This is a genomic window from Pseudomonas sp. SJZ103 (assembly GCF_007828335.1).
Lineage (GTDB): Bacteria > Pseudomonadota > Gammaproteobacteria > Pseudomonadales > Pseudomonadaceae > Aquipseudomonas.
On sequence record NZ_VIUN01000004.1, the window covers coordinates 246,315 to 264,757 of the forward strand.

19 protein-coding genes and 1 pseudogene are annotated in these 18,443 nt (G+C 61.6%); 12 read left to right on the plus strand and 8 right to left on the minus strand.

What is annotated here, in order from left to right; translation table 11 throughout:
- Positions 1–140 precede the first annotated feature (140 nt).
- A complete protein-coding gene (locus tag FBY10_RS12045; protein ID WP_131699765.1) occupies positions 141–836 on the plus strand; it encodes a DUF1963 domain-containing protein in 696 nt (231 codons plus the stop codon).
- A 17-nt stretch (positions 837–853) separates the two neighbouring features.
- Complete coding sequence (locus FBY10_RS12050) at positions 854–1,477, plus strand: SMI1/KNR4 family protein (RefSeq protein ID WP_145336339.1); 624 nt, start codon at positions 854–856, stop codon at positions 1,475–1,477.
- Between the two features lie 43 nt (positions 1,478–1,520).
- Here FBY10_RS12050 and FBY10_RS12055 read toward each other — a convergent pair whose 3' ends face one another.
- From FBY10_RS12055 to FBY10_RS12065, 3 genes are all read right to left on the minus strand, one after another.
- Positions 1,521–2,003, minus strand: a complete 483-nt coding sequence (locus tag FBY10_RS12055; RefSeq protein ID WP_131699767.1) for a GNAT family N-acetyltransferase — start codon at positions 2,001–2,003, stop codon at positions 1,521–1,523.
- 92 nt (positions 2,004–2,095) lie between these two features.
- Positions 2,096–2,578: a GNAT family N-acetyltransferase gene (locus tag FBY10_RS12060; RefSeq protein WP_145336341.1), complete on the minus strand. Its 483-nt coding sequence runs from the start codon at positions 2,576–2,578 to the stop codon at positions 2,096–2,098.
- A 280-nt stretch (positions 2,579–2,858) separates the two neighbouring features.
- The gene (locus FBY10_RS12065; RefSeq protein ID WP_131699769.1) at positions 2,859–3,467 is read right to left on the minus strand and encodes a LysE family translocator; all 609 of its coding nucleotides are present in this window, start codon (positions 3,465–3,467) and stop codon (positions 2,859–2,861) included.
- A 112-nt stretch (positions 3,468–3,579) separates the two neighbouring features.
- Between FBY10_RS12065 and FBY10_RS12070 the strand changes: the two genes are divergently transcribed.
- The 4 genes from FBY10_RS12070 (at position 3,580) to FBY10_RS12085 (ending at position 5,790) form a co-directional block, all read left to right on the plus strand.
- A complete protein-coding gene (locus tag FBY10_RS12070) occupies positions 3,580–4,443 on the plus strand; it encodes a LysR family transcriptional regulator (protein ID WP_145336343.1) in 864 nt (287 codons plus the stop codon).
- 42 nt (positions 4,444–4,485) lie between these two features.
- Positions 4,486–4,857 carry a hypothetical protein gene (locus tag FBY10_RS12075; RefSeq protein WP_145336345.1) on the plus strand — a complete coding sequence of 124 codons (372 nt, stop codon included), beginning with the start codon at positions 4,486–4,488 and terminating at the stop codon, positions 4,855–4,857.
- 79 nt (positions 4,858–4,936) lie between these two features.
- On the plus strand, positions 4,937–5,368 hold the full coding sequence (locus FBY10_RS12080) for a YeeE/YedE family protein (RefSeq protein WP_131699772.1): 432 nt from the start codon (positions 4,937–4,939) through the stop codon (positions 5,366–5,368).
- Positions 5,369–5,370: 2 nt separating this feature from the next.
- On the plus strand, positions 5,371–5,790 hold the full coding sequence (locus FBY10_RS12085; protein WP_131699773.1) for a DUF6691 family protein: 420 nt from the start codon (positions 5,371–5,373) through the stop codon (positions 5,788–5,790).
- A 38-nt stretch (positions 5,791–5,828) separates the two neighbouring features.
- Here FBY10_RS12085 and FBY10_RS12090 read toward each other — a convergent pair whose 3' ends face one another.
- Positions 5,829–6,551, minus strand: coding sequence for a hypothetical protein (locus FBY10_RS12090; protein WP_131699774.1), 723 nt, complete (start codon positions 6,549–6,551; stop codon positions 5,829–5,831).
- Between the two features lie 142 nt (positions 6,552–6,693).
- Between FBY10_RS12090 and FBY10_RS12095 the strand changes: the two genes are divergently transcribed.
- The 3 genes from FBY10_RS12095 (at position 6,694) to FBY10_RS12105 (ending at position 9,159) form a co-directional block, all read left to right on the plus strand.
- The gene (locus tag FBY10_RS12095; RefSeq protein ID WP_131699775.1) at positions 6,694–7,074 is read left to right on the plus strand and encodes a cupin domain-containing protein; all 381 of its coding nucleotides are present in this window, start codon (positions 6,694–6,696) and stop codon (positions 7,072–7,074) included.
- Positions 7,075–7,176: 102 nt separating this feature from the next.
- The gene (locus FBY10_RS12100; RefSeq protein ID WP_145336347.1) at positions 7,177–8,433 is read left to right on the plus strand and encodes a hypothetical protein; all 1,257 of its coding nucleotides are present in this window, start codon (positions 7,177–7,179) and stop codon (positions 8,431–8,433) included.
- A 99-nt stretch (positions 8,434–8,532) separates the two neighbouring features.
- Positions 8,533–9,159, plus strand: coding sequence for a glutathione S-transferase family protein (locus FBY10_RS12105; RefSeq protein WP_131699777.1), 627 nt, complete (start codon positions 8,533–8,535; stop codon positions 9,157–9,159).
- A 71-nt stretch (positions 9,160–9,230) separates the two neighbouring features.
- Here FBY10_RS12105 and FBY10_RS12110 read toward each other — a convergent pair whose 3' ends face one another.
- Entirely contained in the window at positions 9,231–10,973 is a 1,743-nt protein-coding gene (locus FBY10_RS12110) for an OPT family oligopeptide transporter (protein WP_145336349.1), read from the minus strand.
- A 244-nt stretch (positions 10,974–11,217) separates the two neighbouring features.
- Between FBY10_RS12110 and FBY10_RS12115 the strand changes: the two are divergent.
- Positions 11,218–11,382: pseudogene (locus tag FBY10_RS12115) on the plus strand (beta-propeller fold lactonase family protein); the annotation flags it as partial.
- A gap of 51 nt (positions 11,383–11,433) precedes the next feature.
- Here FBY10_RS12115 and FBY10_RS12120 read toward each other — a convergent pair.
- The 3 genes from FBY10_RS12120 to FBY10_RS12130 form a co-directional block, all read right to left on the minus strand.
- Positions 11,434–13,491 carry a methyl-accepting chemotaxis protein gene (locus FBY10_RS12120; protein ID WP_145336351.1) on the minus strand — a complete coding sequence of 686 codons (2,058 nt, stop codon included), beginning with the start codon at positions 13,489–13,491 and terminating at the stop codon, positions 11,434–11,436.
- A 321-nt stretch (positions 13,492–13,812) separates the two neighbouring features.
- Entirely contained in the window at positions 13,813–14,511 is a 699-nt protein-coding gene (locus tag FBY10_RS12125; RefSeq protein ID WP_145336353.1) for a tRNA (adenine(22)-N(1))-methyltransferase TrmK, read from the minus strand.
- A gap of 13 nt (positions 14,512–14,524) precedes the next feature.
- Positions 14,525–15,235, minus strand: a complete 711-nt coding sequence (locus tag FBY10_RS12130) for a FadR/GntR family transcriptional regulator (RefSeq protein ID WP_131699781.1) — start codon at positions 15,233–15,235, stop codon at positions 14,525–14,527.
- Between the two features lie 427 nt (positions 15,236–15,662).
- Between FBY10_RS12130 and FBY10_RS12140 the strand changes: the two genes are divergently transcribed.
- Positions 15,663–17,024, plus strand: a complete 1,362-nt coding sequence (locus FBY10_RS12140; RefSeq protein WP_145336357.1) for an MFS transporter — start codon at positions 15,663–15,665, stop codon at positions 17,022–17,024.
- Positions 17,025–17,043: 19 nt separating this feature from the next.
- Complete coding sequence (gudD, locus tag FBY10_RS12145; protein ID WP_145336359.1) at positions 17,044–18,369, plus strand: glucarate dehydratase; 1,326 nt, start codon at positions 17,044–17,046, stop codon at positions 18,367–18,369.
- Positions 18,370–18,443 lie beyond the last annotated feature (74 nt).

The window sequence follows — 18,443 nt, forward strand, 5'->3', positions numbered from 1 at the left end:
GAGTGGGAAACTTTAGCAATACGGGGCTGCGTTGAAAATATCCGTGTGCCGCGGGTCCCGCCCTCCGGACTACTGCCAACCGCTTGCGCACACTGCTAATCTGCGGCCTTTATGTCTGCAAAAGGAAGGTTTACATCGCCATGGAGATTCAGGAAATCAAGCACCACCTGGCCCGCCCTGCCGTGAAGTTCGTGGCTGGCGGCTTTCGTCCCGCCGACACCGATGAAGAAAGCTGGCTGGGCAAGGTCTTCCTGTTCCGGCCAGATGAAGGCGTGCCGACCAATCAGGCGGGGCAACCGTTGCTCCCCTATGCGCAGTTTTACCTGCCCGCCCTGCCCTTCAATAGCCCTCAGCTGGCGGGGGTTCGTGTGCTGACGGTGTTTATTGCAAACCCGTTTCCCGAGCACTTTGAGCCGATGGGGAATAACTGGGTCATCCGTGAATATGGGCCGGATGATGTATTGGTTCGCAAGGCGCTGCCCGTGGCAGATTCATTTCTCAAACCCTTCCCCCTCCAAGCGCACGCAGTGCCGGCGGACTATCCACTGTGGGATGGCGGTGGTGTCCCGGCGGACCTTGAGCAAGCAATACTGAAGTTGCAACGCGCGGGCGAGATACAAAGCTATTACGACCTGATCACTCACACCTACGAACACAAGATCGGCGGTTACCCCTCGTTCTGCCAATCGGGCGTGGATCCGGGTGATGGCTTTGAGTTTGTATTCCAGATTTCGTCGGACGCGAAGATCCATCTGAACGTGGTCGACAGCGGGAGCCTGATGTTCTGGAAGCACTGCGAAACCGGGGAATGGGCGCTCTATTATGATTTTTACTAAGGTTGCGCGAGGCTTCGATGACTGACTACCGTGGATTAATCCTCGACGACACCCGGGAAGGCGCCCCTGAATCTGCCATCTCGCAACTGGAAACCAGCCTCGGCGCACGCTTGCCGGAGGATTACCGGCAGTTTCTCCAGACCTGCAACGGCGCCACCGTGGAATACGACGTGCTCGCCACCATGAGCAATGGCGATAAAGAATTGCTGAGTTTTTTGTTGTATGGCCTGGACCCGGGCGAAACGTATGAGTCCAACCCCTATGAACTGGAGCAACTGCGCAGGCAACCTGGCTTCCCCGCTACCGGGTTGTTGCCGATCGGACGTGATGGCGGTGCGAGTGTCTTGCTGCTGGACCTGCGCGAAGGTCGCCAGGATATAGGCGCGATGGTGGCGGGTTTACCCGCATGGACGGGGCGCCGCCAGCAAGGCGATGAATACGTGGTGTTGGCGGACTCGTTCAATGCCTACTTGGACTTGCTGCACCTGTCTCAGGAACGGATCGTGGAGCATATCAATCACTTCGTCATCAGCGCTGACACGATCGAGGCGACACTGGAGTGGCTGGACCAAGGCAGTCCGGGCTGGCGGGAGCGCTATCGGGAGGTGTGGAATGCGCGGGTTGTGGATAGGCCGATTTGAAGGCTGGCGTCAGCCCGGCTTCTCCAAGCGCCCGCCCGGCCAACTAGCCCGCAGGCCCCGCCACCGCAATGTGCCGGCGAACATAGTAATTGTCGAACTCACTGCTTTGGACAAATTGGAAGCCATGGCGGGTATAAAAGCGATTCGATGCGCTTTCTTTAAGAGCCCCCACTTTAATAGGGAGTGCAGCGTTTTCCGCCTCTTTGAAAATCCGAGAGAGCACAGCAGAGCCGATCCCCGATCCTTGCGCGCTCGGTCTCACATATAAATGGTCGAGCAAGAATTCATTGGGATGCCGCTGGACCACTACAAAGCCAACCCTCTCTCCAGCGACCTCGATATAACGTGTGTCACGAGCTTCAAAGCCGCTGACAAACCGCTCGCGCGCGCGTACCGGATCAAAGCGCCCGACACGCTCCAGACTTTCACGCATGGCTTCAAGTCGAATGGCAATAAGGTCCTCCAAGTCGCTTTGTTGCGCGGGGACTAACACAATCTGGGCATTTTGATTGAGTGAGAAAGGCATATTTTTGCGCTCTGAACCTTCCGATCAAACGTGACGCCGAGCCACAAACAGATTAAATAATCACATCCGCAGTTCGAACCTTTTTACAGTTTCTACAGGCGCATGCCCATCTCACAGGCACGCGTCTCGAAGCCGAACTCTCTGTACATGCGCGCAGCACGTTCATTGAACGCCCAGACAGACAACCTCAAATCCTGGGCACCATGTTCGATTGCACAGCGCTTAACCCGTTGCAGAAGACCGCGCCCAATGCCTTTTCCCCAAAACGCTTCAGCGACGCACACCGAGCCGATTCGAACAACATTCAACGGCTGCATCAGCGGCCCGGTGCTTGTAGAAAGGCTGGCGGTGACGAACCCCACGGCGTGACCATCGGCATTCGCGATGTATACCACCTGCCCCGGTTTCTCGAACAGGCCCGCCCAATGAGGCAGGTCGCGCGCAACTTGCTCCGTGGCAGCCGCGTAAATATCGGGGCGAGCGGCGTGGTGCACCTCGTTGAGCAGTTGCCCCAACTCGCACAGGGTAAGTGCATCGTCTACGGTTGCAACCCGGTAAGTTATGACTTCGTCCATGACGCGTAACGCTCCTTGCTGGAGGGAAGCTGAGAATGGCGACAGCCTTTGTCTCACGGCGAAGGAGATATTCCAATGACCACGTCAGCGTCTACGGTCAGTGCGACGATCGATGAAACGCGCAGATACTTCGACGAGCGTGTAGTCCCGGCCGGGCAGCCCGTCAGCTTTCATTGCGCCAGCAATCGTTGCTACACCACGTTCAGGTGTGTGCCCAAGGCGGGTGCGGATTACGGATTGTGTAAAAAAGGGGGCGACAAGCGCCAAGGCAGCCTTGCCTTCAACTGTGAACCGGCAAGGCCAACCCAAACAGTACAAAAAACCCACCGCAGACTTTATTGAACCGGCGCCCGGTGCGGGCCAGCCAAGGTCGGACGCGGTTCGCTGCGCTGGCCACCAGGTATTCCACGACGAACTCCACCACGGCGTAGGTCAGCGCGATGGCAGCCGTCTGCGCGATGATGCTTCTGTGCGGGTCCAGGAACGGTGGGATAAACGCGGTGAACAGCAGCAGTGCCTTGGGGTTTGAAATCGCCGAGACCAGCCCTTGGCGGAACAGCGACCAGCGCCGCAAACTGACTGTGCCGGTGGCCTCAAGGCTGACGGGGGCCGCGCGCCACAGGCCGAAACCGAGCCAGATCAGGTAGAGCCCGCCGGCCACCTTCAAGGCGGTGAACCAACTGGCCGATGCCTGGATCAGTGCCCCCAGGCCCAGCGCGCACAGCGTCAGCACCAGGGCAAAGCCGAGCACGCCGCCGCTGATGGTGAACAGCGTCCGGCGACTGCCGTGCAGGGCCCCATGGGTCAGCACCAGTAATGCATTTGGCCCTGGTACCACGGCGATGCCGAAGCAAGTCATCAGGTAAAGCAGCCAGGTATCAAAGGGCATGATCCAATCCAGCAGGTGGGTATTCAGGCCAGTATCTTGCGAGTGAAGAAAAGTCCTGAAAAGCGCATTATTCACGTTGCAGCCATTCGATTAACGAATAAAGGAAACTGCCATGCCCTCCAGCGATTTGCAGATCGATTGGCTCAAGTGCTTCGTGGCGGTAGTAGATGCCGGTTCGCTGTCGGGTGCGGCCCATGAGATCAACCGCTCGCAGTCCGCCGTCAGCATGCAGATGAAGAAGCTCGAAGCCGCCCTTGGACGCCCGCTGTTGAGCCGTGGCCCAAGGCATCTGCAACTCACCGATGACGGCCAGACGCTGCTCGGCTATGCCCGTCGCATGCTCGCACTGCACGCAGAAACCCAGGCGGCCTTTAACGGGGAAGCGATCACCGGGCGAATCCGCCTGGGCGTCGCAGAGGACTATGCGGCGAAATACCTCACGCCGCTGCTGAAGCGTTTTTCACCGCGCTACGCCGGTGTGGAAATAGAACTGACCTGCGAACAGTCGACCACGCTGATCCCGCGTGTGCGCAGCGGCGATCTTGATCTTGCGCTGGTGTCCAGGGACTCGCCCCACAGCGGCACCTTTCTGTTCAAAGAACCCATGGTCTGGGTGGGCTCGCCCCAGTTCGAACTATGGCGGCGCGACCCACTGCCTATCGCCGTCTACGAAAGTGAAAGCCTGGCGCGGCGTTATGCGGTGCATTCACTGGCCCAGCAAGGGCGCCAATTCAAGGTGGTCTACAACAGCTCCAGCCTCGCCGGCCAAGTGGCAGCGGTGGAAGGTGGGCTGGCGATTGCCGCGATCACGCAGTGCACCGTGCAGCCATCACTGCAGGTGTTGAGCAGCGAGCATGGCTTGGGAAACATTGCGCCCATGGAGGTTTCGATTCTGCGTAGCCGAGCTTCTCGGGGGGCCAAGGCGGTTAATAGCCTGCATGCGTTTATCATCAACGCGCTAAGAGTTCAGGTGTAGCTGGTTTAATACACAGGCTGAACACCCCACTTGGAGCCCTTTATGCCAACCACACCACGCGACAACGCCCGGATTGAACGTCGCCTCATCGCCACCCTCACCGACGCCTGCGAAATCGCCAAAACTGAAATCCCCGGCTTCGACTGGCTGACCCACACCGTCGACTACAGCGCCTTCCCCCAGAGCCTGCGGGTGATCTGGGTGTTCGACAACCGCGCCAACAAGGAGCACGCCCTCTCGACAGGGGCAGACACACGCATGCGTGAGCTGACTGCTGCCGCACTCAACGACGCCGACGTGCACGGCGCGCCCATGGAACGCTGCGTCCACTTCGACTCCGAAGAAGAATGCCACCTGCGCCATGACGGCGATTGGCGCCTGCGCCTGGCCAAGGTGCATACGGCCAAGGTGTGAGTGCGCGTCTTCACCCGTTGGGGTTGGGGATAAAACTGTGGTATCGATGCACGTAGTCCTCACACACCCAGGCCCTGCCATGACTCTTTCCACCCACTTCACCCCTTGGACCGCCCTGCTCGGCGGGGCCCTGATCGGCTTGTCCGCAGGCCTGTTCATCCTGCTCAACGGCCGCATCGCCGGTATCAGCGGCCTGCTTGGCAGCCTGCTCTCCAGGCGCGGCGAGGGGCGTGGGGAGAAACTGCTGTTTGTGATCGGGCTGCTGGTCTCGCCCTGGATCTGGTCGTTGTTTGCCGAGCTGCCTGAGTCATCGTTCCAGGCCGGTGGCTACGCGCTGGTGCTGGCAGGGCTGCTGGTGGGGATTGGCACGCGGTATGGCGCCGGTTGTACCAGTGGGCATGGCATCTGCGGGCTTTCGCGGTGGTCGCTGCGTTCGTTGGTCGCGGTCGGTTGTTTCATGGGCAGCGGGTTCGCCGGTGTCTATTTCATCCGCCACCTGCTGGGAGCCTGAGCATGCGCAAACTCACTGCATTGATCGCCGGTCTGATCTTCGGCCTGGGGCTGCACCTCAGCGGCATGACCAACCCGGCGAAGGTGCTCGCGTTCCTCGACCTCGCCGGCGAGTGGGACCCTTCATTGGCCTTGGTCATGCTCGGCGCCCTGATGGTGAGCAGCGTGCCCTTTTACGTCGTAAGGCATCGTCAGGTCTCGCTGCTGGGCGCACCGATCCAGATGCCGACGCAAAGCACCATCGACCGCCGCCTCGTGCTGGGCAGCCTGGTGTTCGGCATGGGGTGGGCGATTGCGGGGCTATGTCCCGGGCCGGCAGTGGCATTGCTGTTGACGGGCCAATGGCAGGTGCTGGTGTTCACGTTGGCGATGGTGACGGGTATGCTGATTTTTGCAGGGATTGAATCGCGCAGGCGGGGTTGAACCGCCTGCACGGCTTCATTTTTACCCCACACAGTAGATCACGCCTGCGCACTGAACCGCTGTATTCCACGCCGCTCATACATCGCCGCTTCCGTCTGTTGCGTCGCCAGTTCGCCTTTGGAGGCCAGTTGATTAATAAAAATCCGGTCCCTGGCCCCTTTGAAGTCCGACGGGTCGAAGTCTCTTAAGAGCGGCGCCAGATCAATGGTCTTGGCGAAGTTTTCGTTGGTCAGGCTGTAATAGCCCAGGCCCGACCAGACGGAATCGGCGTCCACCGTGTCGATGGAGGCATTGCGGTAGGCAACAGCTGCGGTTTTCAGGCCAAGGGATTGATTGAGCAAATCCGTCAGCCGTTTGGTATCCGAGCTGCTGAGCTGGCTGGCCGAATCCAGCACTTTCAGGCGGCCATCGGCCTCGACGGTGAAGCCGTATTTTTTGCCGGCCAAGTCGGGAGCGATGGCCGACAGCGCTGACTCGAATGCCTTGAAGGATGCCTTCAGCGTATTGAGCGCGCCGGTGGAAATTTCGACGAGCCGAGGGTGGTCTGGCGACTGGGTCCGACCGACCCAGACGTCGACCACCTCCGGCGGTTCCACCGTGGTGCTTGCTGATCCACTGGGATGGTAGACGGCCGCCGGGGCGGCGTTTGCCAACGCTTCCTTCGCGGCCTCTGTCAGTGGCTGGGCCACGAGCTGCTGGTCGGAAGGTGTAAGGCTGGTGTTGACCGGCGGGAGATAGGCAGCGCTGACGGAAAGAGCCATTTTATCGATCCTTGATTGGCGGGTTCATACAGGTTATCGCCGGAAATCGGCCGAGCTTTAGACGGCCAACGTGCAGGATCGTACAAGCCAGGCGCCTCGTTGCCTCGATAGTCTGGCCCTCTTACCTACCAGAGGATGGATCATGGCTACGTCACAGCACCCGGCACAACCGGTAAACCTTGCGCAAAAGGCGTCGCTCATCAACGAGCAGTGGAGCCCCAGGGTCGTCGCCGAAATGAACGACTACCAGTTCAAGGTGGTGCGCATCGAAGGGGAGTTCATCTGGCACTCACACCCGGAAACCGACGAAGCGTTCCTGGTGTTGGAAGGGACGCTGCGTATCGATCTGCCGGAAGGTCCGGTGTATGTGGCGGCGGGCGAGTTGTATGTGGTCCCGCGTGGCGTTGAACATCGGACCGCCGCCGAGGGTGAGGCGAAGCTGATGATGATTGAGCCTCGGGGCATCTTGAATACCGGCCATGAAGGCGGTGAGCGTACTGCAACAAACGATCTTTGGATCTGAAAAAATCGCGCGCCTCATGGGGCTCGGTCATTGAGCCGAGCCTTTGGCGGGTAATTTCTGGATAATGCCCAGTTCCCGCCCCCGATACGGACATCCCGCTCGATGAAGTTGCCCACCGCCGCCCTCCTCCTCGCCTCTGCGCTGCTGCCTTCCATCGCCCACGCCGACGATGCCGCGCTGACCGACACGCTCAAGGCCTTCACCCGCTGCGACGCGACGTTCTTCAGCAGCCTGAACAGCCACCGCGACGCCTGGCAGGCCTACGCGCCGCTCAAGCAGGACAAAGACTTCGCGTGGATCGCGGTAGTCAACCGCGCGGACCGCAAGGCCAACGCGGTGCCGATCAGCACGCCGCCCATCGCCGGTTTGAAGCTGTTGTCGTACGCCGACGAGGCCAGCGACCTCGGCAACCTGGGGCGTTACTATTACTGGGGCTTTGTTGTGCAAGGCAATATCGACGAGGTTGCCCAACGCCTTGCCCCGCTGCTCGACCAGCCTGCTCGCCTGCAAAAAGGCGATGACGCCTACATTCGCAGCGAGCTCAAGGTCGGCGACCGTTGGCAGGCCATCAAGCCACGGCCCGGCGTCGCGCCGGGCACCCGCGAAGTCGAGCGCGTGCTGCTGGTAGAGCCGGAAGGCACCGACGGCACGCAATCGCGCATCAGTTGTTCGTTGCAGGGCGGTGTCGATGCGGCGCTGCTGGCCTGGTCACGTCCGGACATCGAACCGGCTGACTACCCACGCACCGTCGTAGAACCGAGCATCAACGACGTCGCCGTACCCGCCAGCGTGCTCCAGCACCTCGACTCGGCCCTGCTGCAGCCGAAGTTCAAGACGTTGAGCTACACGTACCTGTCGAAAAAAAGCGATGGCAGCAACGACACCCCCACCTCGGTGACCTTCACGGCGGTGGGTGGCTTACTGAATAAGAACGAGATCTACAGCGACACCTTCCATGTCGAGCGCCTGGTGCAGGCGGACCTGATTCAGTTGAAGTCGAAGATGAATGGCGTGGGCGACGGCCAGGTGTTGCTGACCCGCGAAGCCGAACTGAGTATTCCGAGCAGTTGGACGCCTGGCCAGACGCTGAGCGCCAACCTGCACATGGCGAACGTGCCCGGCAAACCGACCGATACCCCGCTCGAGACCTCCGTGAGCTGCAAGGTTGGCCAGCGCTTCCCGGCCCGACAGGTGTTTGCCTCGTTGACCGGCGACGCCATCAAGCTTGAGTGCGAGCAAGGCGACTACAAGACCTCGCGCGCGTTTATCGAAGACCTGGGCATTGCCCTGACGTTGGAGACGACGTCGAGCAAAATGCGCTCGGCGTATGAATACACGGCGTTCGAGGTGGTGCGTTGATCGAAGGGGCGTTTGCCAAGCAAACATCCCGCTGATTCAGGGCACTCTACGTTGTCGCAGCAGTCTGTTCCTACACACCCCATGCCACGCGGAGTTCCCATGATCATTGTCCATCACCTCAACAACTCACGTTCGCAGCGCATTCTGTGGCTGCTGGAAGAGCTTGGCCTGCCGTACGAGATCAAGCGCTACCAGCGCGACCCGAAGACCAACCTCGCGCCACCGGAGCTCAAGGCGATCAATGCGCTGGGCAAGTCCCCGGTGATCGAAGACGGCGCCAACGTGGTGATCGAGTCCGGCGCCATCGTCGATTACCTGATCCGCCGCCATGGCGACGGTCGCCTGCAACCGGACCCGGCCACGGCCGCCTACGACCAGTATGTGCAATGGCTGCACTTCGCCGAAGGCTCGGCCATGCTGCCGCTGATGCTCAATCTCTATGTGGGACGCCTGGGTGATGCCGGTGCGCCGTTGCATCCGCGTATCGAATCGGAAGTAGCCAATTACCTCGGTTACCTCAACGAGGCGCTGGCACACACGCCGTATCTGCTGGGCGATGAATTGAGCGGCGCGGACATCCAGATGAGCTTTATCGGCGAAATCGCCAAGGCCCAGGGCAAGCTGCCGGCGTACCCGCACCTGGCAGCGTGGGTGCAGCGTTTCCAGGCACGCCCGGCTTATCGCCAGGCGCTGGAACAGGGTGGAGAGTATGCGTTTGCCAAGTGAGTCGTGCGGCGAACGCTTAACCCATCAAGAACCGGACTGTTGTGGGGGAGATGCCAGCCTTGGGGGACAGCTTACCCATTCCCCATCATCTGCCACAGCGACGCCCCCACGCCGGTGATGCTCTCCCCGGCAATCAACCCCGCCGCTGCGGTAATCGCAAAACGCTCGGTAATGCTCGGCCAGCGGCAGCTCACCAGCCAGGTGAGCACCGCACCCAGCGCCATCATCAGCGACACCGAAGCTGGCAGCACAAACGCCAACCCCAACGCAGCGGCACTGGGCAAGTAGCGGGCGCGATGGGCGGGCAACAGGCTGTCGAGTACCCCCAGCAACACCCCCGCCACACCGGCAATAGCAATCGCCCAGCGAATGCTCGCCGACAATGAATCCAGCCCATGGGTAAGGGTTTGTGCCACGGCTTTCCAGGTCGCGACCGCCGGCGCCGGCCATTCTTCGGTGAGCAGCATCGATTGCGGATCAGGAATCAGCGCCAGGTACGCGAACACCCCGACGATGCTGCCAATGAAAATCCCCAGGATCTGCGCGATCACTTGCTTGTGCGGCGTGGCGCCAATCGCCTTGCCGACCTTGAAGTCGTTCATCAAGTCGGTGCACTGCCCGGCCGAGCCGCCGGCGGTGTTGGCACTCATCAGGTTGATCGGCACTTGCCCCGGCGCGACGATGCCGAAGCTCAGCTGGGACAACTGCCCGATAGCGCCAATCGGCGGGATACCGGTGGCGCCCACCACGCGGGCGGCGACGGCCGCCAGGCAGATCGCCAGGGGAATGGTCAACAAGGCCATCCACAGGTTGATGCCGAACAACAGTGCCTGCAGGCTCACCACCAATACGATCGACAGGGCGAAACCGGCGGCCGGCCCAGGCTTGGGGACGCTCCAGGCTTGCCCGCCAGCGGACTTTGTAGAGGTGTACAACGCCCACAACCGAATGGTTAACGACGCCAAGGTTGAGCACACCATCAGGCTCACCCCCGGCCACAGCAACCATTCCACCAGCGCGGCGAATTGCGGGCCGCTGCTGCCGGGCGGCAAAGTTACCAGGCCTTGGGCCAGCAGCCACGGGCCGAGACCGCCCCAGGCAAGCAAGGCACCGAGCAACAGGGTCAGGCCGACGCGAATGCCGATAATGCCGCCAAAACCCAGCAGCAACAGCGAAGGGTCGGCGGTGAAGGTCAGGCGTTCCAGTTGGGCACTCGGCGACCAACGCGGGAAGGCCCACACAAAGGTGTCCACCCACTTCACCAGCCCGGACAGCAACGCCGCACTGAGCAGCACCTTCAAGCGCGTCGCGGCTTCGCGCCCATGGTTGTAGATATGCAGCAGGGTTTCCAGGGTGGCCATGCCTTCGGGAAACTTCAGCGCCTTGTCATTGAGCAACGAAGGCCGCAGGTACCAGGCGATCCAGATGCCCAGGAAACTGACCGAGAACACCCAGGCGATCATCGGCAGCGCATCCAACTGGTTGCCGGTCAACAGGGTATAGGCCGGGATCGGCGCCACCAGCCCACCGGAAATAATCGACGCGGCGGCCGAGGCGACGGTCTGATTGATATTGCTTTCATGCAGCGTCCACGGCAGCTGCTCCGACGACCGCCTCGCCAGGCCCTGCCAGATCGCATACCCCACCAGCAGGGCAATGATCGACATGTTGAACGACCAACCGATCTTCAACCCGGCGTACACATTCGAAGGGGTCAGCAGGATACCGAGCACGGTGCCGGTGATGACCGCGCGCAGGCTCAGTTCGCGTTCGACGGGGGTGTGAAGGGGCACGGTTGATGGGGGGGCATGCATGCGGATTCCTTTCGGCAAGGGAACAGGGCGACTTAACAAGTGAGCCCTGTCGGGGCTGAAGGTTCCGGGTTTAATGCTTGCCACAGGTGCAGCGTTTTCCCTTAACCGGCTTGCGCCTTGTCCAGCAGCGGCTCGCCGTCGAAGCGATGCCCCGACCCAAGCAATTTCGCCTTGCCTACGCCGGCAACCTGGGCACGGACCATGTGCTGCACTACCGCTTCGACGCCGCCACCGGCGCACTCACCCCGATCAGCAGAGGCTTCGGCGTGCCGACCAATACCGGGTCGAAGAGAAGCAGTCGCGCAACATCGCATTTTCCCCCAACGGGCATTGGCTGCTGGTGGCCGGTGAGAAAAGCGACAAGGTCGGCACCTATGCGGTCAGTGCCACCGGTGCGTTGAAGCGTGTGGGAGCGCGCTCGCCCCCGCACACCGGGTTGGATCTTGAGGGTTTACAGACCTCAGCTCAGGCGAAACCGTGCGGTGTTATCACTCAACGCCTGGCTGCCTTTGCTCAAGGTGTCCGCTGCACGATTTACTGCGCGCGCGCCGTCGAGCAGGCGCCCGGCGGCCTGGTCGACTTGCTGGATATTGCCGCTCACTTCATCCGCCGTCGCCGCCTGCTCCTCCACCGCCGTGGCGATTTGCGCCAGGGTGTCGGTGACGTTCTGCACCGCGCCGGCAATCTCGCCCAGGCGCGTGCCCAGGCCGGTGACGGACTCGGCATCGGTCAACGCCTGCTCGCACGCGGCGCCCATCAGCGTCACCGCCTGGCTCACCGTGGCGCGCAGGCTGTCGACGGTGCCGGCGATCTGCGCCGTCGACGCCTGGGTGCGTTGCGACAGGCTGCGCACTTCATCGGCGACCACCGCAAAGCCACGGCCCTGCTCGCCTGCGCGGGCGGCTTCGATGGCTGCGTTGAGCGCCAGCAGGTTGGTCTGCTCGGCGATGCCGCGAATGGTGTCCACCACCGATTGAATCTGCTGGCCTTGCTGGCTGACCTGCTGCAAGGCGTCCGAGGTATCGGTCAGGCGCTGGTTGAGCTGCTGGATGCTGGCGGTGGTGCGCTGGCTGTCGCGGCTGCTGTCTTCGGCGATGCGCCGGGTGTGCTGGGCACTGCCCGAGGCCTGTTCGCAGCTGCGCGCGACGCCCATGGACGTGGCGGCCAACTGCGTAGCGGCGGCGGCGATCTGGCTGATCTGGTGCTGCTGGTCCTCGACTTCGCTGAGGGTGCTGCCCGATTGCGAATTAAGGGTGAGCACCGCCGAGCCAAGCTGCTGGGTTTCGTGATTGACGCCGAGCAGGCTGGTGCGCAATTGCACCACCGCGACGTTAAGCGCGGTACTGATGGCCGCGAGTTCGTCGCGCCCTTCCACCGTCACGGCCACGCACAGGTTGCCGTCGCGCAGGGACTCGGCCAACGTGGTGATACCGCTGGCGCTGCGGCGGATGGAGGCTTGCAGGCACATGAACAGGTACAGCGCCGCCAACGCCAACAGGCTGAACGTTGCCGCCATCGGTATGAACTGCGTGTTCGCGTGCTCGTGGTAGTAGTCCAGGCGCGCATCCATCGACGTCAGCGACCGAATGCGCAGCGCGCCGAGCGACTCGAGCGTGGCGTCGATACTGCGCTCGAAACCGGCGGTATCCAGCTTGATGCTGCCGCCGAACACGCCGTCGTCGAGCACTTTGAGTTCGTTATCCAACAACTGCAGGCTGGTGTCGTATTGCGCTGTCCACGGCTCCATGCCGGCGTACTGCTTGGCCTTGAGCGAAGCCGCAGCCTTGACCAGTTGATCCCGCGCATCGCCGATGCGGCTGCGCAGGTCGCGCATCTGCAAACGGCTCTGCAAGGTGAACTGCCCCGAAGAAATCGAGGACTGCCCGACACTGGCCATCCGCCCGATGCGCTCGATCAGGTCGGGCGTTTGCTGGGTGCCGATCTGCATGAGCATGTAGGTTTCCAACCAGGGGTCGAGGATCAGGCCGGCGTCGAGGGTGATCTGTTCGCGCAGGGCCTGCATCGCCGTCAGCGCAGCGGTGAAGCGGTCGTAGCCATCCGGCCACCAGCCAACGGTGCGCAGGGACGCCGAGTCCATGCCCTTGACCGTGGCCTGCAACGCCTCGAAGCGGGCCAGGACATCAGCGCCGGCGCTCTGGGTTTTCAAAGCATCACCGAGAGCTTGCAGGCTTTGCAGGATCACCGGGAAATTGGCATCGACCTTATCCATCGCCGCCTTCGCCGCTGGCGTCGGGGCATGCAGGATGTCCGCCGCCTTCCAGCGCGCAGCCAGGTTACGTTGGGCGCTCAGTTGGCCGTCCAGCGCATCCAGGGCCAATAGTTGACGAAGACCGGACTGCTCAGCGGAAATCACGCTTAATTTGTCGCGATAGTCCTGGCCGATCATCCACAGGCTTCCGGCCAAGGGGAGCATGAACAGGAAAAACAGAACCTGGAACTTGCGCGCGAAGCCGAAACGTCCGAGCAGGCGGATACCAGGTGATAAAAAGCTGTGCATGTCCGACCACTCCCGAAAACAACCCACCCGGCGCACCGCTGGGCGAAGCCTTGAAATAAATGAAAGCAAAATGCCATGTCATTGATTGGTAAGGCTCTAGCAAGATACGGGCCGCTCACACCCAGCCCCGAAACAGGGCGTTCGCTGCACGAACGCCCCACCTCGCGTGCGCGAAAATGGGGCAAAAGCACTCAGTAGCGACAAGGCCGCTGTCACCGCCGGAGACGACTGACCGAGGTACGTTCCAAAACGCCCTCAATCACAAGCATCCTATCGGCCGCGTACGGGGAGAACTTGAAGGGCCGTCATCGGGAAGAAGTGTTATCCAGCCAGTAACGCAGTAATCCATCTTGCCTGCCGTGCAATTTCCGCGACCTTATCTTCCGGCACGGCCTGCCGCGCATGCTCGAAACTGGCCAGGGTCTTCTGCTTCTGACGCAGCATGCGCTGCCACTTGGCCAGGAACACCGGGCTGCGCGCCTGCATCTGCAGGGGGCCGAAGTACAGTTGTTCGGCGCTGTAGATCACCGGCGTGGTGCGTTCGGCGACGATGATTTCGTAGTAGAAACGGTTTTCCCGCAGCAGCTCTTCATCGAGGAGGGTGTAACCGTTTTCCATCAACCAGTGACGCAACGGTTGTTCGCCGCCATTGGGTTGCAGGATCAGGCGTTCGTGACCGCTGAGGTGGGCCTTGCCGCCTTCGAGGATGTCGCGGATCGTTTCGCCGCCCATGCCGCAGACGCTGATCGCGGTGATCGCGTCTGCCGGCTTTATCGCCGCCAGACCATCGGCCAGGCGCACCGTAACGTGCTGCTCCAGGCCGTTCTCCCGCACGGTGCGCTCGGCCGCCTGGAACGGCGTGCTCGCCACCTCGCCCGCCACCGCGGCCTCGATCACGCCACGGCGCATCAAGGCCACCGGCAGGTAGGCGTGGTCCGAGCCGATATCGGCCAGCCGCGCGCCCATCGGCACATGCGCCGCCACGCGCTCCAGGCGCATGGACAAGGTGTGTTCGTTCAACCTGTGTTCCTTTTTATTCGCCGGAAAATCGATCCCGGCTGTTGGTCAGATGCAACACCATCGCCGCCCGCGCCGCGTCCGGGTCCTGGCGCCTGATTGCGTTGAAGATCGCCTCATGTTCCAGGTTCGCCAATTGCCCGAGCTTGGCGAAGTCCGCCCCGCCACGTTCGGCGCCTTTCACTTGGGTACGCGGAATCATCGCATTGCCCAGGTGCAGCATGATCTCGGTGAAGAAGGTATTGCCGGTGGCTTCGGCGATCAACTGGTGGAAACGCTTGTCCTCTTCCACACAGCTGTCGTTGTTGGCCAGCGAGGCCTGGTAGTCGTCCAGCGCGGCGCGCATGTGGGCAAGCTGCTCGTCGGTCCTGCGCACGGCGGCCAGTGCCACTGCCTGCACCTCCAGGCCCAGGCGCAGCTCGAGCATGTTGCGCACGCTGGCGACGGTGTCCACATGCAGGCGCAAACCTTGCTGGGCCTGTTGCGCCAGCACGAAGGTGCCGATGCCATGGCGCGTCTCCACCAGCCCCGAGGCTTGCAGCTTGGACAGCGCCTCGCGCACCACGGTACGGCTCACCCCATGCTCAAGCACGATGGTGGATTCGGACGGCAGCTTTTCACCCGGCTTCAACTGCCCAAGCAGGATGCGCTGGGTCAGGGCGTCAAGCACGCCTTGGGCCAGGTTGTTGGAGCGTCTACGAACGGGGGGGCCGTTTTCAATGGGCATAGTTACGAATCCACGGGGTTGGGCAGGAGGGAGCTTAACATCCCGCCCCACGGCGTAACCCCACTGTAGGAGCGAGCTTGCTCGCGAAGAACCTGAGGGCGCCGCGTTTATCCAGGCTGCCCGCATTATCGTTGACGTTTTTCGCGAGCAAGCTCGCTCCTACAGGTTGGGATGCGAGTGAAAAAAAGCGCTCTACTTGTATGACAACCAACATTAATGGCCGCCAGCGCCACCCTTTCAAAAGCCCTCTCAACCATCTTTAAAACCCCACCCCAACCTGCAAAATAACCAAAACAGCACTAAATACTGGCTCTTATAAACACAAAAACATCATCGCCGCATTGCGAACTCCAGAAATCAACTTGTATGATGTCTATCAACAAGACACGCAAACCCGCATAAAAATAATCAGGGGGAGTTTTGAATTGTGAACAATTCAAGCCATGCATCTGCCACACCAGACAGTGATTCGGTCCTCGCGCAAGCCGTGAGAAAAGTGAAGAGCCATGTGCTCCCACTGTTCGTGATCATGTTCATCCTCAACTACATCGACCGGGTCAATATCGGCTTTGTGCGCACGCACATGGAAACTGACCTGGGCATCGGCGCTGCCGCCTATGGGTTTGGCGCCGGGCTGTTCTTCATTGGCTACGCGCTCTTTGAAGTGCCCTCGAACATGCTGCTGCAAAAGGTCGGCGCGCGCATCTGGCTGACCCGCATCATGTTCACCTGGGGCATCGTCGCCACGCTGATGGCGTTCATCCAGAACGAAACCCACTTCTACATCCTGCGCTTTCTACTGGGCGTGGCCGAAGCCGGCTTCTTCCCTGGGGTGATCTACTACTTCACCCGCTGGCTGCCGGGGGTTGAGCGCGGCAAAGCCATCGCGATTTTCCTCAGTGGCTCGGCGGTGGCCTCGCTGATCTCGGGCCCGCTGTCAGGCGCACTGCTGCAGATCGAAGGATTTGGCTTCCACGGCTGGCAATGGATGTTCGCCATCGAAGGCCTGGCCTCGGTGGTGATCGGTTTCTTCGTGTGGTTCTGGCTCGATTCCAAGCCCCACGACGCCAAGTGGATGACCCGCGAAGAACAGGACGCTCTGGTCAACGCCATCGACCAGGAACAGCGCGAGCGGGAAGCCCTGACCAGCGTCAAGCCGACCATCGGCAAGCTGCTCAAGGACCGCCAGATCCTGCTGTTCTGCGCCCTGTACTTCTGCATTCAACTGACGATCTACGCGGCGACGTTCTGGCTGCCGAGCATCATCAAGAAGATGGGCGACCTGAGCGATGTGCAGGTCGGCTTCTTCAACTCGATCCCGTGGCTGATCTCGATCATCGCCATGTATGCCTTCGCGACGCTGTCGGGCAAATTCAAGTTCCAGCAGGCCTGGGTCGCGGCGGCGCTGTTGATTGCGGCGGCGGGCATGTTCATGTCCACCACCGGCGGGCCGATCTTCGCGTTCGTGGCAATCTGTTTTGCGGCCATTGGGTTCAAGTCGGCGTCCTCGCTGTTCTGGCCGATCCCACAGGGTTACCTGGATGTGCGCATCGCCGCTGCCGTGATCGCCTTGATCAACTCCATCGGCAACCTGGGTGGCTTCGTCGCGCCGACCACCTTTGGCTTTCTGGAGCAGACCACCGGTTCGATCCAGGGTGGTCTCTACGGTTTGGCCGGCACGTCGGTGCTCGCCGCGATCCTGGTGTTCTTTGCCAAGACCGCCCCCTCCGCCGCTTTGACTTCGCCAAGCGTGACACCAACGAGCGCCGCCGTCAGCAAACCTCTTTGAGCCTATCCAGGAACTTGCCATGAATACTCCCGTCGTCACCCATTTCCAGGTCATCCCCGTCGCCGGCCACGACAGCATGCTGCTCAACCTGAGCGGCGCCCACGGGCCATTTTTTACCCGCAACATCGTGATTCTCAAGGACAGCAGCGGCAACACCGGCGTCGGTGAAGTGCCCGGTGGCGAACGCATCCGCGAAACCCTGGAAGACGCCCGCAGCCTGGTGATCGGCCAACCCATCGGCCAGTACCAGCGCATCCTCAACCAGATGCGCAGCACCTTCGCCTCGCGGGATTCGGCTGGCCGCGGCCTGCAAACCTTTGACCTGCGCATCACCATCCATGCCGTCACCGCCATGGAAGCCGCCCTGCTCGACCTGCTGGGCCAGTTCCTCGAAGTGCCGGTGGCCGCCCTGCTCGGCGAAGGCCAGCAGCGTGATGCGGTGAAAATGCTCGGCTACCTGTTCTACGTCGGCGACCGCAGCGCCACCGACCTGGCCTACCGCAACGAAGCCGACAACGAGGACGAGTGGTTTCGCCTGCGCCATGAAACAGCCCTGACCAGCGAGGCCGTGGTGCGCCTGGCCGAAGCCGCTAAAGCCAAATACGGCTTCAACGACTTCAAGCTCAAGGGCGGCGTATTGAGCGGCGATGCAGAGATCGAAGCCGTCACCGCCCTGGCCGAACGCTTCCCCGATGCGCGCATCACCCTCGACCCGAACGGCGCCTGGTCATTGAAAGAAGCCATCCGCCTGTGCCGCGATCAGCACCACGTGCTCGCCTACGCCGAAGACCCGTGCGGCGCCGAAAACGGTTACTCGGGCCGCGAAGTCATGGCCGAATTCCGCCGCGCCACGGGCCTGAAAACCGCCACCAACATGATAGCCACCGACTGGCGCGAAATGGGCCACGCGATCCAGCTGCAATCGGTAGACATCCCCCTGGCCGACCCGCACTTCTGGACGATGCAAGGCTCGGTGCGCGTGGCGCAGATGTGCAATGAGTGGGGCCTGACCTGGGGCTCTCACTCCAACAACCACTTCGATATTTCCCTGGCGATGTTCACCCAAGTAGCCGCCGCCGCCCCGGGCGACATCACCGCCATCGACACCCACTGGATCTGGCAGGACGGCCAGCGCCTGACCCGCGAACCGCTGAAAATCGAAGGCGGTTATGTGAAGGTACCCGCCAAGCCTGGCCTGGGCGTGGACATCGACATGGACGCCGTGGCCAAGGCCCACGAACTGTACAAAGGCATGGGCCTCGGCGCACGGGATGACAGCATGGCGATGCAGTTCCTGATTCCGGGATGGCGTTATAACAACAAACAGCCTTGCCTGGTGCGCTGAAGCGCTGGGTTCTGGGGGCGGCTCGGTCTCCAGAACACAATCAATCCAATGTGGGAGGGGGCCTCGGTATTTTT